The sequence below is a fragment of the Pseudomonas sp. 3296 genome (assembly GCF_031456615.1).
Taxonomy (GTDB): domain Bacteria; phylum Pseudomonadota; class Gammaproteobacteria; order Pseudomonadales; family Pseudomonadaceae; genus Aquipseudomonas; species Aquipseudomonas mucoides.
Window position 1 is genome coordinate 72,717 of sequence record NZ_JAVDUY010000005.1, and the last position, 22,051, is coordinate 94,767.

A 22,051-nucleotide genomic window follows, 5' to 3' on the forward strand; every position below is an offset into this window, starting at 1 on the left:
AGGACGCAACGCCACTAGTCGGCCAGGATTGAGGACAAAATCGGTTCAGCGGGCAGGAGGGGTGTAAGACGGGAGACCGTCGCGAGCAAGCTCGCTCCCACAGGTTTTGTGAACGGCGCACATCCCGTGTGGGAGCGAGCCTGCTCGCGATGGCTTTTACCAGGCACTACAAGATTACAAACTTGCACTCACTTTCGTGGCCACCTCCCCTGGCACCCAACCCTTCCACACTTGCGGCTGCTCGCGTAGAAACGCCTGGGCCACTTCACGCGGTTGCAGGCGTTTTTCGCTCATCTGCCCCAGCGTCTGGTTCAGCAGATCGATCGGCAAATCGGCTTTTTCGAAGAACGACACAAGGTCCGGGTACTGCGCCTTGAACGGCGCCGACACGCCAATGGCCAGGCTGGCCGGCATCGAGCGTGTGCCCTTGGGGTTGGGGTTGTTGGCGTCGGCCAGGGTTTTCCAGGCTTCGGGGTCGAACGGCGGCTCATCCAGTTTCACCAGTTTGAAACGACCCAACAGCGGCGTCGGCGACCAGTAGTAGAACAACACCGGTTTGCCTCGACGGATCGATGAGGCGACCTCGGCATCCAGCGCCGCGCCGGAGCCGGTGCGGAAGTTGACGTAGCTGGCGCTCAGGTCATACGCCTTGAGTTTCTGGCTGTTGACGATCTCCGAGGTCCAGCCGGTGGGGCTGTTGAGGAAACGGCCACGGCTTGGGTCTTCCGGGTCGCGAAATACATCCTTGTATTTGGCCAGGTCAGCCACGGATTTCAACTCCGGCGCCAGCGGCTTGATGCCACGTTCCGGGTCACCCTTGATCACGTATTCCGGCACCCACCAGCCTTCGGTGGCGCCCTTGACCGTGTCGCCCAAACCAAACACCTTGCCCTCGGCTGACGCCTTGACCCACGCCGGACTGCGCCCCGCCCACTCTTCGCCGATCACTTGAATGTCATTCTTGGCCAGTGCCGCTTCGAGGCTGACGGTGCTGCCCGGCAACGTATCGGTCGGGTAGCCGTAACCTTTTTCAACGATCAGACGCAGGATTTCGGTGATCAGGCTGCCGCTCTCCCAGGTGATGTCGCCGAAATGGATGGGCGCGGCTTTTTCCGCCGCCTGAACCTGGCTGGCCACCAGGCTCAGCGCCAGCAGCGAACTGCCAAGCAGGGCTTTGATCGATCTCATGCGGACCTCCGGGTCAAGGGTTGGTTGGCGCTGTGCTGGGCGCACAGTGCCTGGGAGCGGGTCATGTAAACGCTGACCGAACGCTGGGAAATACCCAGTTCGGCGGCGATTTGCGGATAGGTGAGGCCGTCGACGCGCGACAGCAGAAAGGTCGCCCTGACCTTGCCCGGAAGTCGCTGCAGGGTTTGGTCCAGGCGGTTCAGGGTTTGCGATAGCTGCAGCAAATCTTCAGGCGATGGGCCGCTGGTCAGGTCTGCCGGCGGCAGCTGGTCGAGGTGTTGGCGCTCCAGAACGCGGCGGCGCCAGAGCTCATAAATCTGTCGGCGGGCGATGGTGGTGAGCAAGGCGCGGGGCTCACGAATAGGCGCCAGGCTGGGCGACTCGAGCAATTGCATGAAGGTGTCGGCGGCAATGTCTTCGACACTGACACCGGTTCCCAAATACTGGCGCAAGCGTGCGCACAGCCAGGGGTAATGGGCGCGGAACAATCCGCCCACGAGGTTACGATGGGAGTCGTCGGTGCCGGACATAGAGGCTCCAAGGGTTAGGGGTCGCTGAATGTCCGGTGATCCGGTGGCGCGATCCTAACAAGGAGACTTATTCTTTAATAATATTTAAAAAGCATTTTTATATTCTTTTTTGGAATTTTAACGCAAACGACCGTAACCGAGATTTTCCGCTTCTCGCTCATAGTCAAGGACGACCTGATAATCGATTTCGCTGGCAGGCAGCACTTCCTTCAGCCCGAGGATTTGGGCTACGTCGGGCAGTTCGCTCAGGGTCTGATTCATCACTTTCAACAGATGCTCAGCCTGTTCATCGCTCGTCCCGGCAGCCGAGATGTACGGCAAGGTCGGACAGAACTCACTTCGGGTAACGACGCGCAGGCCGGCGACCTCTTCCCGGGCGTGTTGCGCCAGATAGGCGAAGGTCACGCTGTCGATGGCGGCCAGATCCGCTCGATCTTCACGCAGCCAGCGCAGGCTTTCACGGTGACTGCCGCTGATGGCGACACGGGCAAAGAACTGTCCGGCGCGATGCAGCGGCGCCAGTCGATGGCGCAACAGGTTCATGCCGCTATTGGAGTCTTCGCCATTGATCACGCCACGGCTGTCGCGAAAGTCGGGCAAGGTCCGCCGCGGATCATCGGCGCGACTCAGCAGCAGGCTGCAATGGCTTCCAGCGCAACTGTACGGCAACTCATAGCGCGGCCGCCCGATCACCCGGACCTGACCGCACAATGCCGTCATCAGCGGGTAGCCGCAGGTTTGGGTCAGCAACAGGTGCGGGGAGCGCCAGAGGTCTGTCAGTGACAGGTCCCTGGCATCGAGGCGATCGCAGGGAAACCGTTCGAGAATGTGCGTCAGCCAGCGTTCGTTGGCCTGGTGGATGGGCTCGGGGGCGACGTACATCAGGAGTTCGGCAAGGTGGTGGGTCATCAAAATCGTCCAGATAACAAAAATCAAATGTAGGAGTGAGCCTGCTCGCGATGAGGGCATGTCGGACGACATTAATGGTGAATGTCAGGCCGCTATCGCGAGCAGGCTCACTCCTACAAGGATTGGGGATTGATCCAAAAAATCAGTGGAACGGATGCCGTGGGCTGTCGATGGCCTTGATCCCGTGCTCGCGCCACAACTGGCCATAACCCTGTACCAGAAACCCGCCACTGCGCGCGATCCATTGCTCGCGGCGTGCGTGATAAGCACGCGGCAAGTCGTACCACGCCAGCCCCGGCAAGTCGTGATGCACCAAGTGAAAGTTGAGGTTCAGGAACAGCCAGCGCCAAGGCCACGCCGCTTCATTGAGCACGGTCCGTTGTTCGGATTGCGCGTGCGGACGATGTTCATAGTAGGAGCGAATCATCGCAATCGACAGCGCCGGCACGCTGATCAGCAGCAGGTAATGCCACACCGGCAAAACGCTGTAGCGGGCAATGAACGCCAGCATCAGCAAGGTCAGTGCTCCGTGGGTCAGCCACATCAGCCAGGCCTGTCGCTCACCGTTGATCAACCGCTGCAGTTGTTCTTTCGCCAGTGCCAGCAAGGCGAACGGCGTGCCGAGCATGAAACGCCCGATCACTGTTTTGTTCAGCCAGTGCAGGCTCTGTTCGAACAGTGAACTGCCCTGCCACTGCTCGACGCTGAGGTAGCGGCTTTCCGGATCGCGACCGGGAACGGTCAGGTCTGCGTCGCGGTGATGCAGCAGATGGCTGTCGCGGTACAGGGTGTAGGGATACCAGACCGCGAACGGCGCATAACCGAGGATTTTGTTCAGTGTTGTCCAGCGGGTCGGGTGACCGTGGAGCAATTCGTGCTGCACCGACAACCACAGCACCAGCAATGGAATCAGCAGCACAGTACTCAACCACAGCCCCCATCGGTCACTGGCCAGAACAATACTGAACCAGCCGCCGTACACGCCGATCAACAACAGCCAGGTCGGCCATTCGGTGCGGGCCGTCAGGCGTTGACGCAGGGCATCGATTTCTTCTCGGTGGGCGTTATCGAAGTAATGGGGCATGGCGTTGCTCAGATCGGGGACCAGTCCCCTTCTGTGCAGTTGCCTTGGGAAATCTTGCAGATTATTTGGTTATTTCGTTAGACCTGCAGCAGGAGCCCGATTGCCCGGGCTCCCTTGTCGCGGGATCAGTGACCGAACACATCCACCTTCTTGGCCTTCTTGTCCGCGCGCTTTTCATCGGCGGTTTTCGCCGGCTTCTTCTTCGCAGCTTTCTTTGAATCCATGCCTTTGGCCATGATACGTACTCCACTCATACGGGATGTGAGATCAGGTATACACCTATCCCTGCGCGTACGTTCTTTTATAATCGTCCGCTTTGCACACCGACAGTCCAGACCCATGCCCGACACCCAGTACAACTTGCTCGACGAGCCGTTATGGCCCCTGATGAACAAATTTTATCGCGCACACCAATCGCCGATGAAAGCCGTGCGCGATGCTCGGTTATGGGTGGCTCGACGCAATGAGATTGTGGCAGCGCTGTGTTTGCGACCGGTGGCGGGTGGGTATTGGTTGACGGGGTTGTTTGTTGACCCGACCTGTCGCGAGCAGGGGATTGCCGGCGAGTTGATTTCGGCAGCGGTCAAGGACCTCGACCTTCCGGTGTGGCTGTTTTGCCATCCGGATCTGCGTGGCTTTTATGAACGTCGCGGCTTTGTTTTCGATCCACAGATGCCGTATGCCATGGTGGAACGGTTGAGCCGTTATGCGCGCAGCAAGCCGATGATTGCGATGGGGTTGGAGCCAACGCGATAAAGCCCGACAGACCGATGGAGACCTAATGTGGGAGCGGCGGTGTGTTCAGTCGTCAGCGTTCGGATCCAGGTCCGGGAACATGACTTCGGTAAACCCGAACTTGCTGAAGTCGGTAATGCGCGACGGGTACAAACGGCCGATCAGATGATCGCATTCATGCTGCACCACCCGCGCATGGAAGCCTGAGGCGATGCGCACGATGGGTTGGCCCTTGGGGTCGACACCTTCGTAGCGAATCTGCTGATAACGGTCCACGGCGCCGCGCAGGCCCGGCACGGACAGGCACCCTTCAAACCCCTCTTCCAGCGTCGGGCTCAACGGTGTGATCAGTGGATTGATCAGGATAGTTTGCGGCACCGCTTCGGCGTCCGGGTACCGTTCACTGTGCTCGAAACCGAAGATCACCAGTTGCAGGTCGACCCCGATCTGCGGCGCAGCCAGGCCGACGCCACCGACGCTTTCCATGGTCTGGAACATGTCGTCGATCAACTGCCACAACTCGGGGCTGTCGAACATCTCGGCCGGTACCGGCGGGGCAACGCGCAGCAGGCGCTCATCGCCCATTTTCAGAATTTCACGGATCATTTGGTGACTTCGTCAGTGGAGGGATGAAGCGAGTGATCGCGCCCCAATCCCGAAACGTGGTGTTTTTGATGGTCGTGGCCGTGTTCGCCAGGGACCTTCTCGCCGGGGTCCTTGCCTTCGCTCGACATGTGCTCGATGACCGCGTTCATCTCCGCGCCGAGCAACAGCACCGCGGCGGAAATGTAGAAGTACAGCAACAGCACGATGATCGCGCCGATACTGCCATACATGGCGTTGTAGTTGGCGAACTCCTTGACGTACAGACCGAAGCCCACAGAGGCACAGATCCACACCACCACCGCCAGCACCGATCCCGGCGTGATAAAGCGAAACTCCTGTTTGACGTCGGGCATGACGTAATAAATCACGGCCACCGCGACCATCAGCAGAATCACCACCACCGGCCAGCGCACGATGGTCCAGAGGGTCACGATGAAGTCTTCGAGGCCGACCTGCGCGGCGATCCAGCCCATCAACTGCGGACCGAGCACCATTAGCGCGGCAGCGACCAGCAGCATCCCGGCAATGCCAACGGTGTAAATGATCGACAACGGGAAGCGCTTCCACGCCGGCCGGCCTTCGACCACATCGTAGGCCGCGTTCATCGCGCTCATCATCAGCCGCACACCAGCGGAGGCGGTGTAAAGCGCAATCACGATACCCACCGAGAGCAATCCACCCTTGGATTGCTGCAGCTGGTCAATGACCGGGTTGACCTGTTCCAGCGCCTGGGGCGGCAAGACCAGTTCCGACTGCAGTCGCAGCCAGGAGAAAAAGTCCGGCAGGTGCAGGAAACCGATCAGGGCAATCAGGAACAAAATGAAGGGAAACAACGAGAACAACATCTGATAGGCCAGCGCCGAGGCATAGGTCGACATTTCATCGTCGATGAACTCGGTGACCGTGCGCACCATCACACGGTGCAGGGGCAGGCCTTTCATGTCCGGGAAAATCATTAGCGTCTCCTTTCGCCGCAAGATTGGGGTTGAAGTCGTGGCGACTCAGGGGCCGTTTTCTACATCAAAGTAGCCTACTTGGCGACTTTGAAACAATTTCCGCGCTCAAGTTCAGGCTGACACAAAAACGGCCATCCGTGGATGGCCGTTCCTGATCATCGTCAAAGGCCGAATCAAGCCTTGTCGACGCCTTTTTTGATGGCGTCTTTGGCTTTGCCTATAGCTTGCTGAGCCTCGCCTTTTTTTTCCTGCACTTTGCCTTCGGCTTGCAGGCGGGTGTTGTCAGTGGCCTTGCCGACACCTTGCTTGACATTGCCGACGGCTTCGTTGGCCATGCCTTTTACTTTATCGCCAGTGCTGCTCATGGTGTTTCTCCTGTGAACAAATCAATGAGAAAAGTCGTTACACAAGGATTGACCGGGGGCGTTAGCACGGAGTTTCATTTATTTTGTACGGCACATTTCGTCGATCTTGGCAGGTTGGGCTTTATGTTTGCCGACCAACCCCCGAGAATGCGCAACGTATTCAGGCCATGGCGCTGAAGATCCAATCCCGTAGGAATGTTATGAAACTCGATAAAAAGCAGGCCATTGCCCGCAGAAACCAGGAACTTGGCGGTGCCGTGCTTGGCGTCAACAACTGCCATTTCACCGAATTGAACCGCAACCGCAACATCTGGTGGTTCGATATTCCGGTCGCGCGCCTGGCCATTGGTCAGTACGAATGGGTTCACTTGCTGATGCACACGCCGGACACCGACGAGCTGCTGCACCTGAAAGTGCCGACCGTGTTCCTGCGCGAGAAGCTTGAAGGCCTGGTGGTGCGCAATGAAGGCAAGCGCAAGGCGGCCTTGAGCCTGGAGCTGAGTGCCGACAAGGACTCATTCCTGCAGGACATGCGCCCGGCGGGTACCAACGTCAATTTCGCGCCGTTCCGCCTCTGAAAGCAAAAGCCTGCTCGCGATAGCGGTCTGACAGGCAAAGAAGATTTGGCAGGCAAAAAAAGCCCCGCATCCGCGGGGCTTTTTGTTGTTACGCGCCGACTTTTTTCGCGGCGATTTTCTTCAGTTCTTCGTCGCGCAACTCGCGACGCAGAATCTTGCCGACGTTGGTGGTCGGCAGCGCGTCGCGGAACTCGACGGCGCGCGGCACCTTGTAGCCGGTGACGTTCGCACGCATGTGCTCCATCACTTGTTCTTTGGTCAGCGTCATGCCCGGTTTGGCGACGATGAAAATCTTGATCGCCTCGCCCGACTTCTCGTCCGGCACGCCAATGGCCGCACATTGCAGCACACCCGGCAGGGTCGCGAGCACGTCTTCCAGTTCGTTCGGGTACACGTTGAAACCGGAAACCAGGATCATGTCTTTCTTGCGATCGACAATACGCATATAGCCGTCCGGCTGGATCAGCGCGATGTCACCGGTCTTCAACCAGCCTTCGCTGTCGAGGATTTCATCGGTGGCTTCCTGGCGCTGCCAGTAGCCTTTCATCACCTGCGGACCTTTGACGCACAGTTCGCCGATTTCACCCAGCGGTTGTTCCACACCGGCATCGTCGATGACTTTGCAGCGGGTCGAAGGGACCGGAATACCGATGGTGCCGATCTGGATGTGCTGGATTGGGTTGACCGTGGCCACCGGGCTGGTTTCGGTCATGCCGTAACCTTCGCAGATGGCGCAGCCGGTGACCGCTTTCCAGCGTTCGGCGGCAGCCAATTGCAGGGCCATGCCACCGGACAGGGTGACTTTCAGCGCCGAGAAGTCCAGTTTGCGGAAACCTTCGTTATTGCACAGCGCCACGAACAACGTGTTGAGGCCGACAAAACCGCTGAACTTCCACTTCGACAGTTCCTTGACCATCGCCGGCAAGTCGCGCGGGTTGCTGATCAGGATGTTGTGGTTGCCGATCAGCATCATCGCCATGCAATGAAAGGTGAACGCATAGATGTGATAAAGCGGCAGCGGCGTGATCAGGATCTCACAACCTTCATTAAGGTTGGAGCCCATCAGCGCCTTGCATTGCAGCATGTTTGCCACGAGGTTGCGGTGGGTCAGCATCGCCCCTTTCGCCACGCCGGTGGTGCCGCCAGTGTATTGCAGCACCGCGACATCGCTGCTGGCCGGGTTGGCTTCAGCCACTGGCTGGCCATGGCCCTTGCTCAGTACTTCGTTGAATTTGACGGCCTTGGGCAAGTGATACGCCGGGACCATCTTCTTCACGTATTTGATGACGCTGTTGATCAACAGGCGCTTGAGCGGCGGCAGCAGGTCGGCTACTTCGGTGACGATCACGTGCTTGACGCCGGTTTTCGGCACGACGGTTTCCGCCAGATGCGCCATGTTGGCCAGGCAGACCAGGGCTTTGGCACCGGAGTCGTTGAACTGGTGTTCCATTTCCCGCGCGGTGTACAGCGGGTTGGTGTTGACCACGATCAGCCCGGCGCGGATGGCACCGAAGACGGCGACCGGGTACTGCAAAACATTGGGCAACTGCACGGCGATTCGATCGCCCGGCTGCAAGTCGGTATGCTGTTGCAGGTAAGCGGCAAAGGCACCGGACAATTCGTACAGTTCACCGTAGGTGAGTGTCCTGCCCAGGTTGCTGAATGCCGGCTTGTTGGCGAAGCGTTGGCAGGATTGCTTCAACACTGCCTGAATATTCGGGTACTCGTCTGGATTGATCTCGGCAGCGATCCCAGCTGGGTACTTATCCTTCCAAAAGTCTTCGATCATGGAAGCCCACTCCTCAGCAACGCGAATTCAGCACCGCATTTGATGCGATTATTATTGGTGTGTGTTTTATCGGTGAGTCTGGCTTTTTACTAGGCCGAGAAGTCACAAAGCGCGCCGAGAGTAGCAGCTTTGCCAAGGGTCGACCAGAGCCAAAAGCGGCCTCTACGGTCACAATTGTGACTCAAGAATAGCCGGCGGTCATTTTAGAGCAAAAAACCTATAAAGCCTTGAAAGCCCCGAAAACAGGAGCTTTCCAGCCCCTGAAAGCATCGCGGGCAAGCCATGCTCCTACAAGGATCAGCGATGACCTTGTGGGAGCGTGGCTTGCCCCGGGCGGCGTTCCGACGATCCGCGCGAAGCGCGGCCATTCAACGATCAAGCGATATCGCGCAACTCCCGCCGCAGAATCTTCCCGACCGGCGTCATCGGCAACGACTCACGTAACACGATGTGTTTGGGCACTTTGTACGCCGTGAAATTTTCCTTGCAGTACGCCTTCAGCTCTTCAAGGCTGACCCCCGCTTCACGGGCCACCACAAACAACTTCACCGCCTCCCCCGAACGCTCGTCCGGCACACCGATGACCGCACAGTTGGCGACTCTCGGGTGAGCCATCACCACGTCTTCGATCTCGTTCGGGTACACGTTGAAACCCGAGACGATGATCATGTCTTTCTTGCGATCGACAATGCGCACAAAGCCGTCCGGGTCGATCACCGCAATGTCGCCTGACTTGAACCAGCCCTCGGCATCCAGCACTTCGGCGGTGGCTTCCGGTTTCTGCCAGTAGCCCTTCATGATTTGCGGGCCTTTGATGCACAGCTCGCCGCGCTCGCCCAATGGCTGCTCGACGCCGTCATCGTTGATCACTTTGAGCGTGGTGCCCGGCACCGGCAGGCCGACCGTGCCGATCCGCGACTGATCGCCGTACGGGTTGGTACAGGCCACTGGCGACGTTTCGGTCAGGCCGTAACCTTCGGTGATGCGGCAACCGGTCATCTGCTCCCAACGCTCGGCGGTGGCCTTGACCAGCGCCGTACCGCCGGAGTTGGTCAGCTTGAGGCTGGAGAAATCCAGGGTCTTGAAGTCCGGGTGATCCATCAAGGCAACGAACAGCGTGTTGAGCCCCAGCAACGCCGAGAACCGCCAGTTCTTCAGTTCCTTGATGAAGCCACCAATGTCGCGCGGATTGGTGATCAGCACGTTGTGATTGCCGGTCACCATCATGCACATGCAGTTCGCTGTGAAAGCATAGATGTGGTACAGCGGCAGCGGCGCGATCATCACCTCTTGCCCTTCGCGCAGCAGCGGTTGACCGTCAGCGCCGAACTGTCCAAGGCACGCCCGCGCCTGTTGCATGTTCGCCACCAGGTTGCCGTGGCTCAGCATCGCGCCCTTGGCCAAACCGGTGGTGCCGCCGGTGTATTGCAGCACGGCGATGTCGTCGAGGCTGACTTTCAGCGGCTTGATCCCCAGACCACGTCCCATGTGCAACGCGCTCTTGAACGAAATAGCCTGCGGCAACGAATACGCCGGGACCATTTTCTTGACCTTACTGACCATGGTATTGACCAGCCAGCCCTTCGCGGCAGGCATCAGGTCGCCCATTCGCGCTTCGATCAGGTACTGGATGTCGGTGTCGGTCAGCACTTCCTGGACCTTCTGCCCGAACATGTTCAGGTACACCAGCGCCCGCGCGCCGGAATCCTTGAACTGATGACGCATCTCCCGCGCGGTGTACATCGGGTTGGTGTTGACCACGATCAGCCCGGCGCGCAAGGCACCGAACACGGCAATCGGGTAATGCAGGACGTTGGGCATCTGCACCGCGATGCGATCCCCCGGCACCAGGTCGGTGTGGGCTTGCAGGTACGCGGCGAAGGCCAGGCTCTGGCGTTCCAGTTCGGCGTAGGTGAGGGTCACGCCCATGTTGCTGAAGGCCGGGCGGTCAGCAAATTTCTTGCAGGAACGCTCGAACACCTCAATCACCGACTTGTAGGCCCCAAGATCGATGTCCAAGGGCACGCCGGCCGGGCGTTTGTCATTCCAGAAATCAGGTTGCATTGTTCTTGTCCTCTTTACCTGAGCCTATCCGGGCCGCTTTTCTGTCACTTCTAAAAAACCTGAAGCGAAAGGCGGGGCTCCACGGACACTAGCAGTTATGGCGATTCAGGCAAATACAGCCAACGCCGTCATTGACCGCGTGAATCTTCCTGCCGTGGCGCGGCCTGATCAGACGGCAAGCGCGGGATGCGCTATACAATGCAACCACGCCCATGCCCCATGCAGCCCCATGCAAAGGAATCGCCATGATCCACGACACGTTCTGGCTGACCGCGAGTGACCACAGCCGCCTCTTCGTCAACCAGTGGCTGCCCGCCTCGCCGTTAAAAGCCGTGATCCTGCTGGCCCATGGCATGGCCGAGCACAGCGCTCGCTATGCCCGGCTGGCGGAAAAATTCTGTGAGCAAGGCTACGGCGTGTATGCACCGGATCTGCGTGGACATGGCAAAACTGCCGAAAACGGCACCCTGGGCCATTTCGCCGACGAGGACGGTTGGTGCAAGGTTGTCGGCGACCTCGCCAGCCTCAACCAACACATCGGCCAGCATCATCCTGGCGTGCCCATTGTGTTGCTCGGTCACAGCATGGGCAGCTACATCGCCCAGGCTTATCTGCTGCATCACAGCGCCAGCCTGCACGGCGCGGTGCTTAGCGGCTCGAACTTCCAGCCCGTGGCGCTCTATCGCGCGGCGCGGCAGATCGCCCGCCTGGAGAAGTTGCGCCAAGGGCCCAAGGGCCGCAGTGCGCTGATTGAATGGCTGTCCTTCGGTTCGTTCAACAAACAATTCAAACCGGCGCGCACCCGTTTCGACTGGCTCAGTCGCGACCCGGCAGAAGTGGATATGTACGCCAACGACCCGCTCTGCGGCTTTCGTTGCACCAACCAGCTGTGGATCGATTTGCTCGGTGGGTTGCAGCAAATCAGCAAAGCGTCCAATCTCGCCCAGATCGATCCGGGCCTGCCGCTGCTGGTGATTGGCGGCGAATGTGATCCGGTGAGCGAAGGCAAACGTCTGAAAGATCTGGCTGACGCCTTGCGTGCGGCAGGCAGCCAGAACCTGCACCTGACGATTTACCCGCAGGCGCGGCATGAACTGTTCAATGAGAGCAACCGCGAGGAAGTGATCAACGACGTGCTGCAGTGGATTGCCCAGGCCCTCAGCCACCGCCGGCCACCCCGGTCGGAATAGTTTTTTTGTGGATTCATTTATTCGTCACAGGAATCGAGACAGATGACCCAGGTTACCAACACCCCTTACGAAGCCCTCGAAGTCGGCCAGACCGCCAGCTACAGCAAAAAGGTCGAGGAGCGCGACATTCAGTTGTTCGCTGCAATGTCCGGCGATCACAACCCGGTGCACCTGGACGCCGAATTCGCGGCAGGCACCATGTTCAAGGAGCGCATCGCCCATGGCATGTTCAGTGGCGCACTGATCAGCGCCGCCGTTGCGTGCGAGCTGCCTGGGCCAGGGACGATCTATATTGGCCAGCAGATGAGCTTTCAGAAGCCGGTGAAAATCGGCGACACCCTGACCGTACGCCTGGAAATCCTCGAGAAGCTACCGAAGTTTCGTGTACGCATTGCCACTCGCGTGTTCAACCAGAACGATGAGTTGGTGGTCGACGGCGAAGCCGAGATCCTGGCACCGCGCAAGCAGCAGACCGTGACGTTGCCGACATTGCCGGCGATCAGCATCGGCTAATCGACCAGGCATAAAAAAACGCCAGACTGGCTGGCGTTTTTGGCAGGCAGCGAACGTTTACGAGCGTGCGCGAGCCTGGTTACGCAGGGCTTTCACCTGGTCATGATTGCGTTGCACGCCGTGGTACTGACGTTCAACCAGATCACGAATACCCACCAGGTTGTGTTTGTTGATTTTCTCCATGGCTTCGCGGTAAGCCTTCAGCGCATGGTCTTCACCGCGTTCTGCTTCGTTCAGAACGGCTTCTTCGTCTTTGCCGGTGAACATCGACTTCACGTCGACCCAACGACGGTGCAAGTCGCCGCTGACACTGGTAGAAGTTTCCGGATCACCGCCCATCGAACGCACGGCAGATTGCAGTTCAGCAGCAGCGGTGGCGCAATCGGCAGAACGCTGAACGAACAGCGTTTTGAGTTCTGGGTGCTTGATGTCTTCAGCGCAAGTCTTGAACCCTTCCTGACCGTCTTTACTGGTTTCAATCAGGTCGTTGAGTACAGAGATGGCTTCTTTATTCATGTCGGTCATTTTTCAATTCCTTGCGGGTTGATGAAAGATGCAATGACTGTTGCACCCTGCATGCCAGCTTCTGACCTATTCTTTATTCGTTATTTTTCAAACAGTTATATAAAACAGCAAAATCTGTATCCGTTTTTTTTGCATGATCTGTCAATTGGCCTGCATGCAGAATGCCTGTATTTTCCAGACGCATAGAATCAAGACGACCGACTGATGAACCCTGAAAAACTCGAACTGCTGATCACTCGCGAAATGCCCTTCGGCAAATACAAGGGCCGGATCATTGCCGACCTGCCCGGCCAGTACCTGAACTGGTTCGCCCGGGAAGGATTTCCCCATGGCGAACTCGGTGGCCTGCTGGCCTTGATGCAGGAAATCGACCACAACGGCTTGTCGGAACTGCTCGAACCCCTGCGCGCCAAACACGGCAAACCTGCGCCCCGCCATTGATCCTGACCCGAGTAGCCCATGCCCGATAACACCCGCCGCGCCCGTGATGAATCCTTCTGGAAGACCTTTGCCGACCGCTACGCCGTCGAACCCGGCCCGATCAACCTGGAAAACGGTTACTTCGGGCGCATGTCGCGAACGGTGGTCGAGGAATACCAGCGCAACATAGAGCTCATCAATCGCAGCAACTCGGTGTATGTCCGACAGCGCTTCGAACAGGGTGAAATCCTGCAGATCCGCGCGCAACTGGCCGAGTTGGTGGACGTGCCCGCCGAAGCCGTCGCCCTGACCCGCAACGCTTCGGACGGCTTGCAATCGTTGATCCGCAACTACAACCGCCTGCAACCGGGCGATCAGGTGCTGTTCAGCGATCTGGAATACGACACCGTCAAAGGCGCGATGCGTTGGCTGGCGCGCAATCGCGGGGTCGAGGTGATCGAAATCAATCACGCCCACCCCGCCAGTTTCGACAGTTTGCTGGCCAGTTATCGCGACGCCTTTGCGCGTTACCCCAAACTCAAACTGATGGCCCTGACTCACGTCACCCACCGCACCGGTCTGGTGATGCCGGTGCAGGCGATTGCCGCCGCCGCCAAGGAACACGGCGTCGATGTGATTCTCGATGGCGCACACGCACTTGGGCAGATTGACTTCAAACTCGATGAACTCGATGAACTCGGTGTCTCGTTCGCCGGTTTCAACCTGCACAAATGGATCGGTGCGCCGCTGACCCTGGGCTTCATCTACATCGCGCCCGAGCGTCTGGCCGATATCGACCCGGACATGGGCGAGGTGCATTTCCCGGTCACCGATATTCGTGCACGCACGCCGTACAGCACACCCAATATTCCGGCGCTGCTGACCTTGCCGCTGGTGTTCGAAGAACATCAGGCCATGGGCGGGTCCGCCGCCAAAAGTGCCCGACTCAACTACTTGCGCAATTTGTGGGTGCGCGAAGTGCGCGAACTCCCGGGGATCGAAGTGATGACGCCGGATGATCCTCGCTTGTATTGCGGCATCACATCGATGCGTTTCACCCGACAAGCCGATCAACAACCGATGGTCGAGCGTCTGCTCAACGACTACAACCTGTTTACCGTGATGCGCAGCGGTGCCGCGAGTGGCCCGTGCATTCGCATCACCCCGGGCCTGACCACCACCGCCGTACACATGCAATTGCTGGCCCGGGCGCTGAGCGAACTGCGCTGAGGTCATACGGTGTACTTGTCGAAATCCTCGGGCTTGATGTGTGATGACACCGCGAAAGTGTCGATGCCAATGGTCGTGGCGCCGAAGAAGCCATCTTCATTCGAATCCCGGCTGAGGGTGTGCACGTTCAAGGTCGACGCTTCGCCGCTGTGGTGTTTGTAGTAAACGTCTTCATCGTTGTTCAGCGCCAAGGACTTGCGACCGCCGTACTCACGTGAGTTGAGGACCGAACGCGACGCCACCTCGGGCAAGTACAACTGACCGACCCAGGCGACATGCCGTTCTTCCAGGTAATTGTTGCCGGCGGTGATGCGCACGGCGACGTGAATGTGCAGCGCACGGCCGGCATAGAACCCCGGATAGACCGTGGTAAACCGCACGACGCCTTGCCTGTCGGTGAACTGCCCGCCTCGCAGGTACGTGTCGTCGTCGGTGCGCGGGACCGAGCCGATGTCACCGTCGTCGACCTCCTTGTCCGGATCAATCCTGCTCCAGCCCGAATAGAATCCGCGCGCATTGCAATGCCAGATATCGACCAGCGCGCCGGTGACAGGCTGCCCGGTCATGGCATCGACGATTTGCAGGCGCAGCACCAAGGGAACACCATCGGCGCCTTCGCTGATGTTGCGCCTGATCAGTTTCGGATTGCGGAAATACGGGCCGGGGATCTGCTCAGGAGATAGCAGGTGAACCGGTGATTCGGGTGCAACTGAGGTGTTGTCGTCCATGACGTTCTCTCTTCCATAAGATGAACGCAGGCTAGCAGTGGCCGACTGTCGTTATGCGGTAACTATGTATCGCCTGAAGCGGATTTGTAGCAGCCGGACGCAGCCTTCGGCAGCTGCTACAAGGAATCTCGGTGGCCAGTTGGTTTTCTTTGGGCAAAAAAAACGGTGCACCGACCAAGCGCACCGTAAAGCCGTAGAACACACAACGAAGTGTCAGATAAAGCGGATCAGTCCAGCAGCGCCAAGGCCTCGGCGGTGCATTCCTGAATGCGGGCCCAGTCGCCGTTCTTGATCCACTCCGGATCAAGCATCCAGCTACCGCCCACGCACATCACGTTTTTCAACGCCATGTAGCTCTTGATATTGGCCGGGCCGACGCCACCAGTCGGGCAGAATTTCACTTCGCCGAATGGACCGCCGAGGGCCTTGATGGCCGCGACGCCGCCGCTGACTTCCGCCGGGAACAGCTTGAAGCGGCGATAGCCCAGGCCATAGCCTTCCATGATGCCGGAGGCGTTGCTGATACCCGGCAACAGCGGGATCGGGCTATTGACGCTGGCTTCGAGCAAATCACGGGTGATGCCGGGCGTAACGATGAACTGCGAACCGGCCGCTTCGGCGGCGGCGAGCATGTGGCGATCGAGCACGGTGCCGGCACCGGTCATCAGTTCCGGGCGCTGTTCGCGCAGGATCTGGATGGCCTTGAGACCGAACTGCGAACGCAGTGTCACTTCCAGGGCAGTCAGGCCACCGGCAGCCAGGGCGTCGGCCAGTGGCAGCACGTCCTGTTCGCGAGCGATGGTGATCACCGGCAGAATCCGCGCCTTGGCGCAGAGGCTGTCGATCAGGGCAACTTTGTCCGCCATGGATACGGTCGGGGATGGGGTTGTCATAGCGGCTGTTCCTTGGCTCATGGGCACCAGTAAATCTCTAACGTAGGTTGCAGAAACGCGCGAATCGGCATGGCGGCGACATCGTCGACGGCCAATGCGGCACTCAGGGTGGTCAGCTTGGATTGACCGGAAATCGATAGCACTTTGTGTTTGGCCGAGGCCAGCAGCGCACGGCTCATGGTCAGGCGCTGATGTGGCACGGTCGGCGCCAGCATCGGGTAGCAACGACGTGTACCGTCGACCTTCAGGGCGTCGGCCAGGTTCGGGCTGTTCGGAAACAACGAGGCAGTGTGGCCGTCGTCGCCCATGCCCAGCACCAGCACATCGATCACCGGCAGCTCGGACAACAAACGGTCGGCCTGCTCTGCTGCCTGTTCCAGGTTGGCGCTGGCGCTGTACAGACTCAGGAACTGCGCCTTGGCCGCCGGGCCTTGCAACAGATAACGCTTGAGCAGGCCGGCATTGCTGTCGGCATGTTCTACCGGCACCCAACGCTCGTCAGCCAGGCTGACCACCACGTTGGACCAGTCCAGCGCCTGTTTGGCCAGGTGCTGGAAAAACGCCACCGGACTGCGGCCACCAGACACCACCAGCGTGGCGGTGCCTTGGGCTTCGATCGCTTCGCTCAGTTGCTTGGCCACCGACAGTGCCAGCGCTTGTGCCAACAGCACCGGGCTCTTGAACTCATGGGCGCTGACGCCCTGAGGCAGTTTCAAATCAGATATCGCCATACCACGACCTCCCGTCCCGCGTGATCAGAGCAATGGAGCTCATCGGTCCCCAGGACCCGGCCGCGTACGGCTTGGGCGCATCACCGGATTTTTTCCACCCGGCGATCAACTGGTCACACCACTTCCACGCGGCTTCGATTTCATCTTTACGGACAAACAGGTTCTGATTGCCTCGCATCACTTCCAGCAACAACCGCTCGTAGGCATCGGGAATCCGTGCGCTGCGATAGGTGTCGGAAAAATTCAACTGCAACGGACCGCTGCGCAGCTGCATGCCCTTGTCCAGGCCTTGTTCTTTGGTCATCACGCGCAAGGAAATGCCTTCGTCCGGTTGCAGGCGGATAATCAGCTTGTTGCTGATTTGCAGGCGCTGCTCAGGGGCAAAGATGTAGTGCGACGGTTCCTTGAAGTGAATGACAATCTGCGACAGCTTCTGCGGCATGCGCTTGCCGGTGCGCAGGTAAAACGGTACACCGGCCCAACGCCAGTTGCGGATATCGGCACGCAAGGCGACGAAGGTTTCGGTGTCGCTCTGGGTGTTCGAATTGGGCTCTTCCAGGTAACCCGGCACCGGCTTGCCTTCGCTGTAGCCGGCGATGTACTGACCGCGCACCACCTGAGTGGTCAGGCCTTCCGGGCTGATCGGAGCGAGTGCCTTGAGGACTTTGACTTTCTCGTCGCGGATGCTGTCGGCGGACAGGTCGGCCGGTGGGTCCATGGCGATCAGGCAGAGCAGTTGCAGCAAGTGATTCTGGATCATGTCCCGCAGTTGCCCGGCCTTGTCGAAGTAGCCCCAGCGGCCTTCGATCCCGACCTTCTCGGCCACGGTGATTTCCACGTGGGAGATGTAGTTCTGGTTCCACTGGGTTTCGAACAGGCTGTTGGCGAAACGCAGCGCAATGAGATTTTGAACTGTCTCTTTGCCCAGGTAGTGGTCGATGCGATAGGTGCGGTTTTCCGGGAAGAACTGCGCCACCGCGTCGTTGACCTTGCGCGAGGATTCCAGGTCCGAGCCGATCGGTTTTTCCAGCACCACGCGGGTGTTTTCCGCGAGGCCGACCTTGGCCAGGTTCTCGCAAATCGCGCCGTACACAGCGGCCGGCGTGGCAAAGTAGGCAATCACACGCTGGGCGCTGCCGGCCATTTCGGCCAGGGCGATGTAATCGTCAGCCTTGAGGAAGTCCACGTGCAGGTAGGTCAGCCGCGCCAGAAAGCGCTCGACCACCGCTTCGTCCAGCTCTTTGGCGCCCACATAACGACGCAGTTCGGCGCCGATGAATGCCAGGTGCTGCTGCTCGGTGCCGGGCTCGCGGGCCAGCGCGATAATGCGCGTATCCTCGTGCAGAAGGCCTGCGCCATCGAGTTGATAGAGGGCAGGAAACAGCTTGCGCAAGGCCAAGTCGCCGAGAGCGCCGAACAAGGCAAAGGTGCACGGTTCAACCGTAATCGAAGGCATGATGTTTGTTCTTTTATCAAGTTAAGCTACAAATACCTTTTTTCAAGGCATCGCTCAAGAGAAAATGTAGTAATAACCACAACATTTTCGCAAAATACAGATTCCGAGTGGTAGCCGGTCGGAGCCATCAGTAGGATAGGCCACCGTTTGGGGCCGCATCCAAGGCCCTTTTGGCATAGCCGAACTCTAATTTGCGCAGCTGACCCAAGGAACACATATGGACCGCGTGCGAAATTTACTGGAACAGATCCAGAATCGCCTTGAAGACCTGAACAAGGCGGAACGTAAAGTCGCCGAAGTGATCCTGCTCAACCCTGAGCAGGCCACCCGGTTCAGCATCGCCGCGCTCGCCCAGGCCTCCAAGGTCAGCGAGCCGACCGTCAACCGTTTCTGCCGCTCGTTCGGCGTCAGCGGCTACCCGGAACTCAAACTTCAGTTGGCCCAAAGCCTGGCCAGTGGCGCGGCGTATGTCAGCCGCGCGGTCGAGGCCGATGACAACCCTGAAGCCTATACCAAGAAGATTTTCGGCAGCGCCATCGCCTCGCTGGACAGTGCCCTGCAGGCGCTGGATCCGAACCTGATCAGCCGCGCCGTCGACCTGTTGATCCAGGCCCGGCAGATCCACTTCTTCGGCCTCGGCGCCTCGGCCCCGGTGGCGCTGGACGCGCAGCACAAGTTCTTCCGCTTCAACCTGGCCGTCACCGCCCACGCCGACGTGCTGATGCAACGCATGATTGCGTCGGTGGCGCATACCGGCGAATTGTTCGTGATCATTTCCTACACCGGCCGCACCCGCGAACTGGTGGAAGTGGCGCGCATCGCCCGTGAGAACGGTGCCTCGGTGCTGGGCCTGACCGCCGAGGGTTCGCCTTTGGCCAAGGCCAGTACGCTGAGCCTGAATATTCCACTGCCGGAAGACACCGACATCTACATGCCGATGACCTCGCGCATCATCCAGCTGACCGTGCTCGACGTGCTGGCGACCGGCATGACGCTGCGTCGCGGGGTGGATTTCCAGCCGCACTTGCGCAAGATCAAAGAGAGCCTGAATGCGAGTCGGTATCCGGTTGGGGATGAGTTCAACTAACCTGGCATCTCCGCAGCCTGACAGGGCCTCATCGCGAGCAAGCTCGCGATGAGGCCAGCCGCACCACCGCAATCTTGAGCTAAATGCCAACCCGCGCCTGCAAACTCAAATGCGCCCTCTCTCCCGGCGCCAGGCTCAGGCGATGGGCGCCACCACTCGCCGCTTCCACACACACGAATTCTGAGATCTCATTCCAGCTCACCCCCAGCAATGGCCGCGATCCGGGATGCCAGACCACCGTGTCCGAATGGTCACCGGTATCGATGCACAATTCACGTTGCCAGGCGTGGTCCTTGAGCTGCAACTCGCCGTCATGCCGGAACACCCGCTGGCACCCGCCATCGACCCGCAACTCACCTTCCTGCTGGCAAACCTGACGGCTCAAATGGTCATAACCCTGCGCGCCCTCCAGCCCAGACAGCGCTACCTCACCGACATCACCAATACGCCAGTAAGCGTGCAGCGCCTGACTCAATTGGCACGGCAAGGTGTCTTGATGCTCGGTACTCAGGCGCAAATCCATGCGTTCGCCCAGATCGGCGTACAGGTCCACTTGCCAGTCACACAACTGCAGTTGCCAGTGCAATCGCACGCCATCGTCATCGTGGCTGCTGTCGAGCAGCTTCCAGTCGATCAACCGTGCCCAACCATGGGAAGGCCAAGCGTTTTCGCTCGGATGACGGCCATACCAAGGCCAGCACACAGGCACGCCACCACGAATCGCACCGACCTGCGGCCACTTCGCCGCGCACCAAAGCCAGGGCTTTTGACCCGCAGGCTGGAAATGCAGCAACTGCGCGCCCTGGCGACTGAACACCGCCTGACACAGCGGATGATCGATCACCAACACGTCGCGCTTCTGATAGCGCTCCCACGCAAACACCGGACGTTCGCGCAAGGATTTGAAGAAGCGTTGTAGCGGATGCTCATGCATGTGCCACGGTCCTGAAAATCATCTGTTGCCGGGGTGCGCGCCCCCCAAAAAAAAGCGGACAGCCTGGGCTGTCCGCAAATATGCGCACATAGAGAGGAGCTTATCGCAACAGCGTTAGAACACCGACTGAATTTTCAGGCCGGCCACCAGCGCGTTATCGACTTCATCAACACCGCCCGGGTGAGTGATGTATTGCAGGTTAGGACGCACGGTCAGCCAGTTGGTAACGTGGAAGCCGTAGTTGATTTCGTAGTTGTACTCGGTGGTCCGCAGTGGCGAGAACAGTGGATTCTCGTAATCAGTGACATTGTTGGCCGCGTTGACCAGTTCGGCGTTTTTCTTCACGTCATCGTTGACGTGGGTACGGGCGAAACCGATGCCCATGTCATCTTTAGGACGCGCATCGAACGGGCCCTTGTACACAAACATCAGCGACTGGTAGTTGTCGACGAAGTTGGTGTCCTTGTCGTGGAACGTGGCGTTGGCCGCAATGTTCAGACCGCGGGTCTTGTCACCGTTGTGGCTGGTGAGTTGTTGCTGTGCAACGAACCAGTAGCCGTGTTTGCTGCTGTGGCTGCGGTAGGCGTTGCCGCTGGTGGCCGCATCATTGCCGTTGTCGTCCTTGAGAACGTCATTGGCCTCGGCGGTGCTTTTGTAGTAACCGACACGGTATTCGCCCGGCAGGTTGTTAGGGTTAGGCAACCAGACCAGCTCGACCGGTAACACGGTACCTGCAGTACCACTGCCGCTGAGCTTGAAGCCGTTGCCGTGCTCAAGTTGCGACGGGTTCTGGTTGTACGCGCCGATCTGCGCATAGAATTCAGGCGAGATGTTGTACTTCACGCGGACCGCTGCCTGCATGACTGGCCAGTTGTACCAGATGTTGGTGGCCCAGTTACCCACCTGGGAACCGCAGAACGCCAGGTTCTGGAACTCGCACGGGAAGGTGTTGAAGTCTTCGCCTTCGCCGAAGTAACCGGCCTTGACGTCCAGTTTGCCGTCCAGGAACTGGTGCTTGATCCACAACTGGGTCAGACGGACCATGTGGCCACGGCCGTAGACTTCCTGCGAGGAACTCAAGGTGCCGGCACGCGGATCGCCTACGCGATCGTTGGAGATGTTCTCTCCGTTACGGTTGGTGAGCTGGATCTTGGCCTGGGTATTATCCCAACCAAACAGTTTTTCCAGGTCCAGCGCCGCCCCCAGGCCGAACTGGTCCGCGTAACGTGCGGTCTTGTCGTCGTTGAAACCGCCGTGAAGGTTGCCGCCGACTTCACCGACGTAGTCCATCTTGATGTCGATGCCTTGCTCGATCAGCTTGGTCCGCTCGCCACCCCAATCACCGGTCATCCATTCGGAATCAGCACTGAACGCGTCAGCCGCGTGCACACTACCGGCCAGCATCATGGCTGCAACTGCTGACAACTGGCAGATAAGCTGAGCGTTGTTGTTCTTCTTCATCCCTACATCCTCGTTTTATTGTTATTAACTGTTTTCTAACGCGGTTACATCCCCTGTGGGCGCGAGCACGCTCGCTCCC

General features: G+C 59.0%; 23 protein-coding genes. 7 read left to right on the forward strand and 16 right to left on the reverse strand.

Features of this window, described 5'->3' with window-relative positions; all coding sequences use genetic code 11:
- Positions 1–174 precede the first annotated feature (174 nt).
- The 4 genes from J2X66_RS14450 to J2X66_RS14465 form a co-directional block, all read right to left on the reverse strand.
- A complete protein-coding gene (locus J2X66_RS14450) occupies positions 175–1,188 on the reverse strand; it encodes an ABC transporter substrate-binding protein (RefSeq protein ID WP_310265424.1) in 1,014 nt (337 codons plus the stop codon).
- A complete protein-coding gene (locus J2X66_RS14455; protein ID WP_310265427.1) occupies positions 1,185–1,718 on the reverse strand; it encodes a sigma-70 family RNA polymerase sigma factor in 534 nt (177 codons plus the stop codon). The genes J2X66_RS14450 and J2X66_RS14455 overlap by 4 nt, the downstream gene beginning before the upstream one ends.
- Before the next feature lie 117 nt (positions 1,719–1,835).
- Positions 1,836–2,627 (reverse strand): PhnD/SsuA/transferrin family substrate-binding protein, encoded by a 792-nt coding sequence (locus tag J2X66_RS14460; protein WP_310265430.1) that lies wholly within the window; start codon positions 2,625–2,627, stop codon positions 1,836–1,838.
- A gap of 142 nt (positions 2,628–2,769) precedes the next feature.
- On the reverse strand, positions 2,770–3,711 hold the full coding sequence (locus J2X66_RS14465; protein WP_310265433.1) for a fatty acid desaturase: 942 nt from the start codon (positions 3,709–3,711) through the stop codon (positions 2,770–2,772).
- 339 nt (positions 3,712–4,050) lie between these two features.
- Between J2X66_RS14465 and J2X66_RS14470 the strand changes: the two genes are divergently transcribed.
- Positions 4,051–4,467 (forward strand): GNAT family N-acetyltransferase, encoded by a 417-nt coding sequence (locus J2X66_RS14470; protein ID WP_310265434.1) that lies wholly within the window; start codon positions 4,051–4,053, stop codon positions 4,465–4,467.
- A 45-nt stretch (positions 4,468–4,512) separates the two neighbouring features.
- Here the strand turns inward: J2X66_RS14470 and def are convergent, their stop codons facing one another.
- The 3 genes from def to J2X66_RS14485 all read right to left on the reverse strand — a co-directional run bounded on the left by def (position 4,513) and on the right by J2X66_RS14485 (position 6,373).
- Complete coding sequence (def, locus tag J2X66_RS14475; protein ID WP_027923869.1) at positions 4,513–5,052, reverse strand: peptide deformylase; 540 nt, start codon at positions 5,050–5,052, stop codon at positions 4,513–4,515.
- The gene (locus tag J2X66_RS14480; RefSeq protein WP_310265437.1) at positions 5,049–6,008 is read right to left on the reverse strand and encodes a YihY/virulence factor BrkB family protein; all 960 of its coding nucleotides are present in this window, start codon (positions 6,006–6,008) and stop codon (positions 5,049–5,051) included. The genes def and J2X66_RS14480 overlap by 4 nt, the downstream gene beginning before the upstream one ends.
- A 173-nt stretch (positions 6,009–6,181) precedes the next feature.
- The gene (locus tag J2X66_RS14485) at positions 6,182–6,373 is read right to left on the reverse strand and encodes a CsbD family protein (RefSeq protein ID WP_027923867.1); all 192 of its coding nucleotides are present in this window, start codon (positions 6,371–6,373) and stop codon (positions 6,182–6,184) included.
- Positions 6,374–6,573: 200 nt separating this feature from the next.
- Here J2X66_RS14485 and J2X66_RS14490 point away from each other — a divergent pair, with 200 nt between their 5' ends.
- Complete coding sequence (locus J2X66_RS14490; protein WP_027923866.1) at positions 6,574–6,951, forward strand: hypothetical protein; 378 nt, start codon at positions 6,574–6,576, stop codon at positions 6,949–6,951.
- Between the two features lie 88 nt (positions 6,952–7,039).
- On the opposite strand, the gene fadD1 is transcribed toward J2X66_RS14490, so the two are convergent.
- On the reverse strand, positions 7,040–8,740 hold the full coding sequence (fadD1, locus tag J2X66_RS14495; protein WP_310265440.1) for a long-chain-fatty-acid--CoA ligase FadD1: 1,701 nt from the start codon (positions 8,738–8,740) through the stop codon (positions 7,040–7,042).
- 375 nt (positions 8,741–9,115) lie between these two features.
- On the reverse strand, positions 9,116–10,804 hold the full coding sequence (gene fadD2, locus J2X66_RS14500) for a long-chain-fatty-acid--CoA ligase FadD2 (protein ID WP_310265442.1): 1,689 nt from the start codon (positions 10,802–10,804) through the stop codon (positions 9,116–9,118).
- 245 nt (positions 10,805–11,049) lie between these two features.
- On the opposite strand from fadD2, the gene J2X66_RS14505 reads away from it, so the two are divergent.
- Positions 11,050–11,994 (forward strand): alpha/beta hydrolase, encoded by a 945-nt coding sequence (locus J2X66_RS14505; RefSeq protein ID WP_310265445.1) that lies wholly within the window; start codon positions 11,050–11,052, stop codon positions 11,992–11,994.
- A gap of 42 nt (positions 11,995–12,036) precedes the next feature.
- Positions 12,037–12,507 carry a MaoC family dehydratase gene (locus J2X66_RS14510; RefSeq protein WP_027923862.1) on the forward strand — a complete coding sequence of 157 codons (471 nt, stop codon included), beginning with the start codon at positions 12,037–12,039 and terminating at the stop codon, positions 12,505–12,507.
- 57 nt (positions 12,508–12,564) lie between these two features.
- On the opposite strand, the gene J2X66_RS14515 is transcribed toward J2X66_RS14510, so the two are convergent.
- Entirely contained in the window at positions 12,565–13,032 is a 468-nt protein-coding gene (locus tag J2X66_RS14515) for a PA2169 family four-helix-bundle protein (RefSeq protein ID WP_027923861.1), read from the reverse strand.
- Positions 13,033–13,236: 204 nt separating this feature from the next.
- Between J2X66_RS14515 and J2X66_RS14520 the strand changes: the two genes are divergently transcribed.
- Together J2X66_RS14520 and J2X66_RS14525 are read left to right on the forward strand one after the other, a co-directional pair.
- Entirely contained in the window at positions 13,237–13,473 is a 237-nt protein-coding gene (locus J2X66_RS14520; protein ID WP_007949456.1) for a DUF3820 family protein, read from the forward strand.
- A gap of 18 nt (positions 13,474–13,491) precedes the next feature.
- Positions 13,492–14,682: an aminotransferase class V-fold PLP-dependent enzyme gene (locus J2X66_RS14525; RefSeq protein WP_310265449.1), complete on the forward strand. Its 1,191-nt coding sequence runs from the start codon at positions 13,492–13,494 to the stop codon at positions 14,680–14,682.
- Positions 14,683–14,684: 2 nt separating this feature from the next.
- Here the strand turns inward: J2X66_RS14525 and J2X66_RS14530 are convergent, their stop codons facing one another.
- The 4 genes from J2X66_RS14530 to zwf form a co-directional block, all read right to left on the reverse strand.
- The gene (locus J2X66_RS14530; RefSeq protein WP_310265451.1) at positions 14,685–15,410 is read right to left on the reverse strand and encodes an intradiol ring-cleavage dioxygenase; all 726 of its coding nucleotides are present in this window, start codon (positions 15,408–15,410) and stop codon (positions 14,685–14,687) included.
- Between the two features lie 227 nt (positions 15,411–15,637).
- Positions 15,638–16,303, reverse strand: coding sequence for a bifunctional 4-hydroxy-2-oxoglutarate aldolase/2-dehydro-3-deoxy-phosphogluconate aldolase (locus tag J2X66_RS14535; protein ID WP_007949453.1), 666 nt, complete (start codon positions 16,301–16,303; stop codon positions 15,638–15,640).
- A 17-nt stretch (positions 16,304–16,320) separates the two neighbouring features.
- Entirely contained in the window at positions 16,321–17,034 is a 714-nt protein-coding gene (pgl, locus tag J2X66_RS14540) for a 6-phosphogluconolactonase (RefSeq protein WP_027923858.1), read from the reverse strand.
- A complete protein-coding gene (gene zwf / locus J2X66_RS14545) occupies positions 17,021–18,490 on the reverse strand; it encodes a glucose-6-phosphate dehydrogenase (protein ID WP_310265454.1) in 1,470 nt (489 codons plus the stop codon). The genes pgl and zwf overlap by 14 nt, the downstream gene beginning before the upstream one ends.
- Before the next feature lie 226 nt (positions 18,491–18,716).
- On the opposite strand from zwf, the gene J2X66_RS14550 reads away from it, so the two are divergent.
- Entirely contained in the window at positions 18,717–19,577 is an 861-nt protein-coding gene (locus J2X66_RS14550) for a MurR/RpiR family transcriptional regulator (protein ID WP_172825977.1), read from the forward strand.
- A 79-nt stretch (positions 19,578–19,656) separates the two neighbouring features.
- Here J2X66_RS14550 and J2X66_RS14555 read toward each other — a convergent pair whose 3' ends face one another.
- Together J2X66_RS14555 and J2X66_RS14560 are read right to left on the reverse strand one after the other, a co-directional pair.
- Positions 19,657–20,511 (reverse strand): D-hexose-6-phosphate mutarotase, encoded by an 855-nt coding sequence (locus J2X66_RS14555; RefSeq protein ID WP_310265456.1) that lies wholly within the window; start codon positions 20,509–20,511, stop codon positions 19,657–19,659.
- Positions 20,512–20,625: 114 nt separating this feature from the next.
- A complete protein-coding gene (locus tag J2X66_RS14560) occupies positions 20,626–21,972 on the reverse strand; it encodes a carbohydrate porin (protein ID WP_310265458.1) in 1,347 nt (448 codons plus the stop codon).
- Between the last annotated feature and the right edge of the window lie 79 nt (positions 21,973–22,051).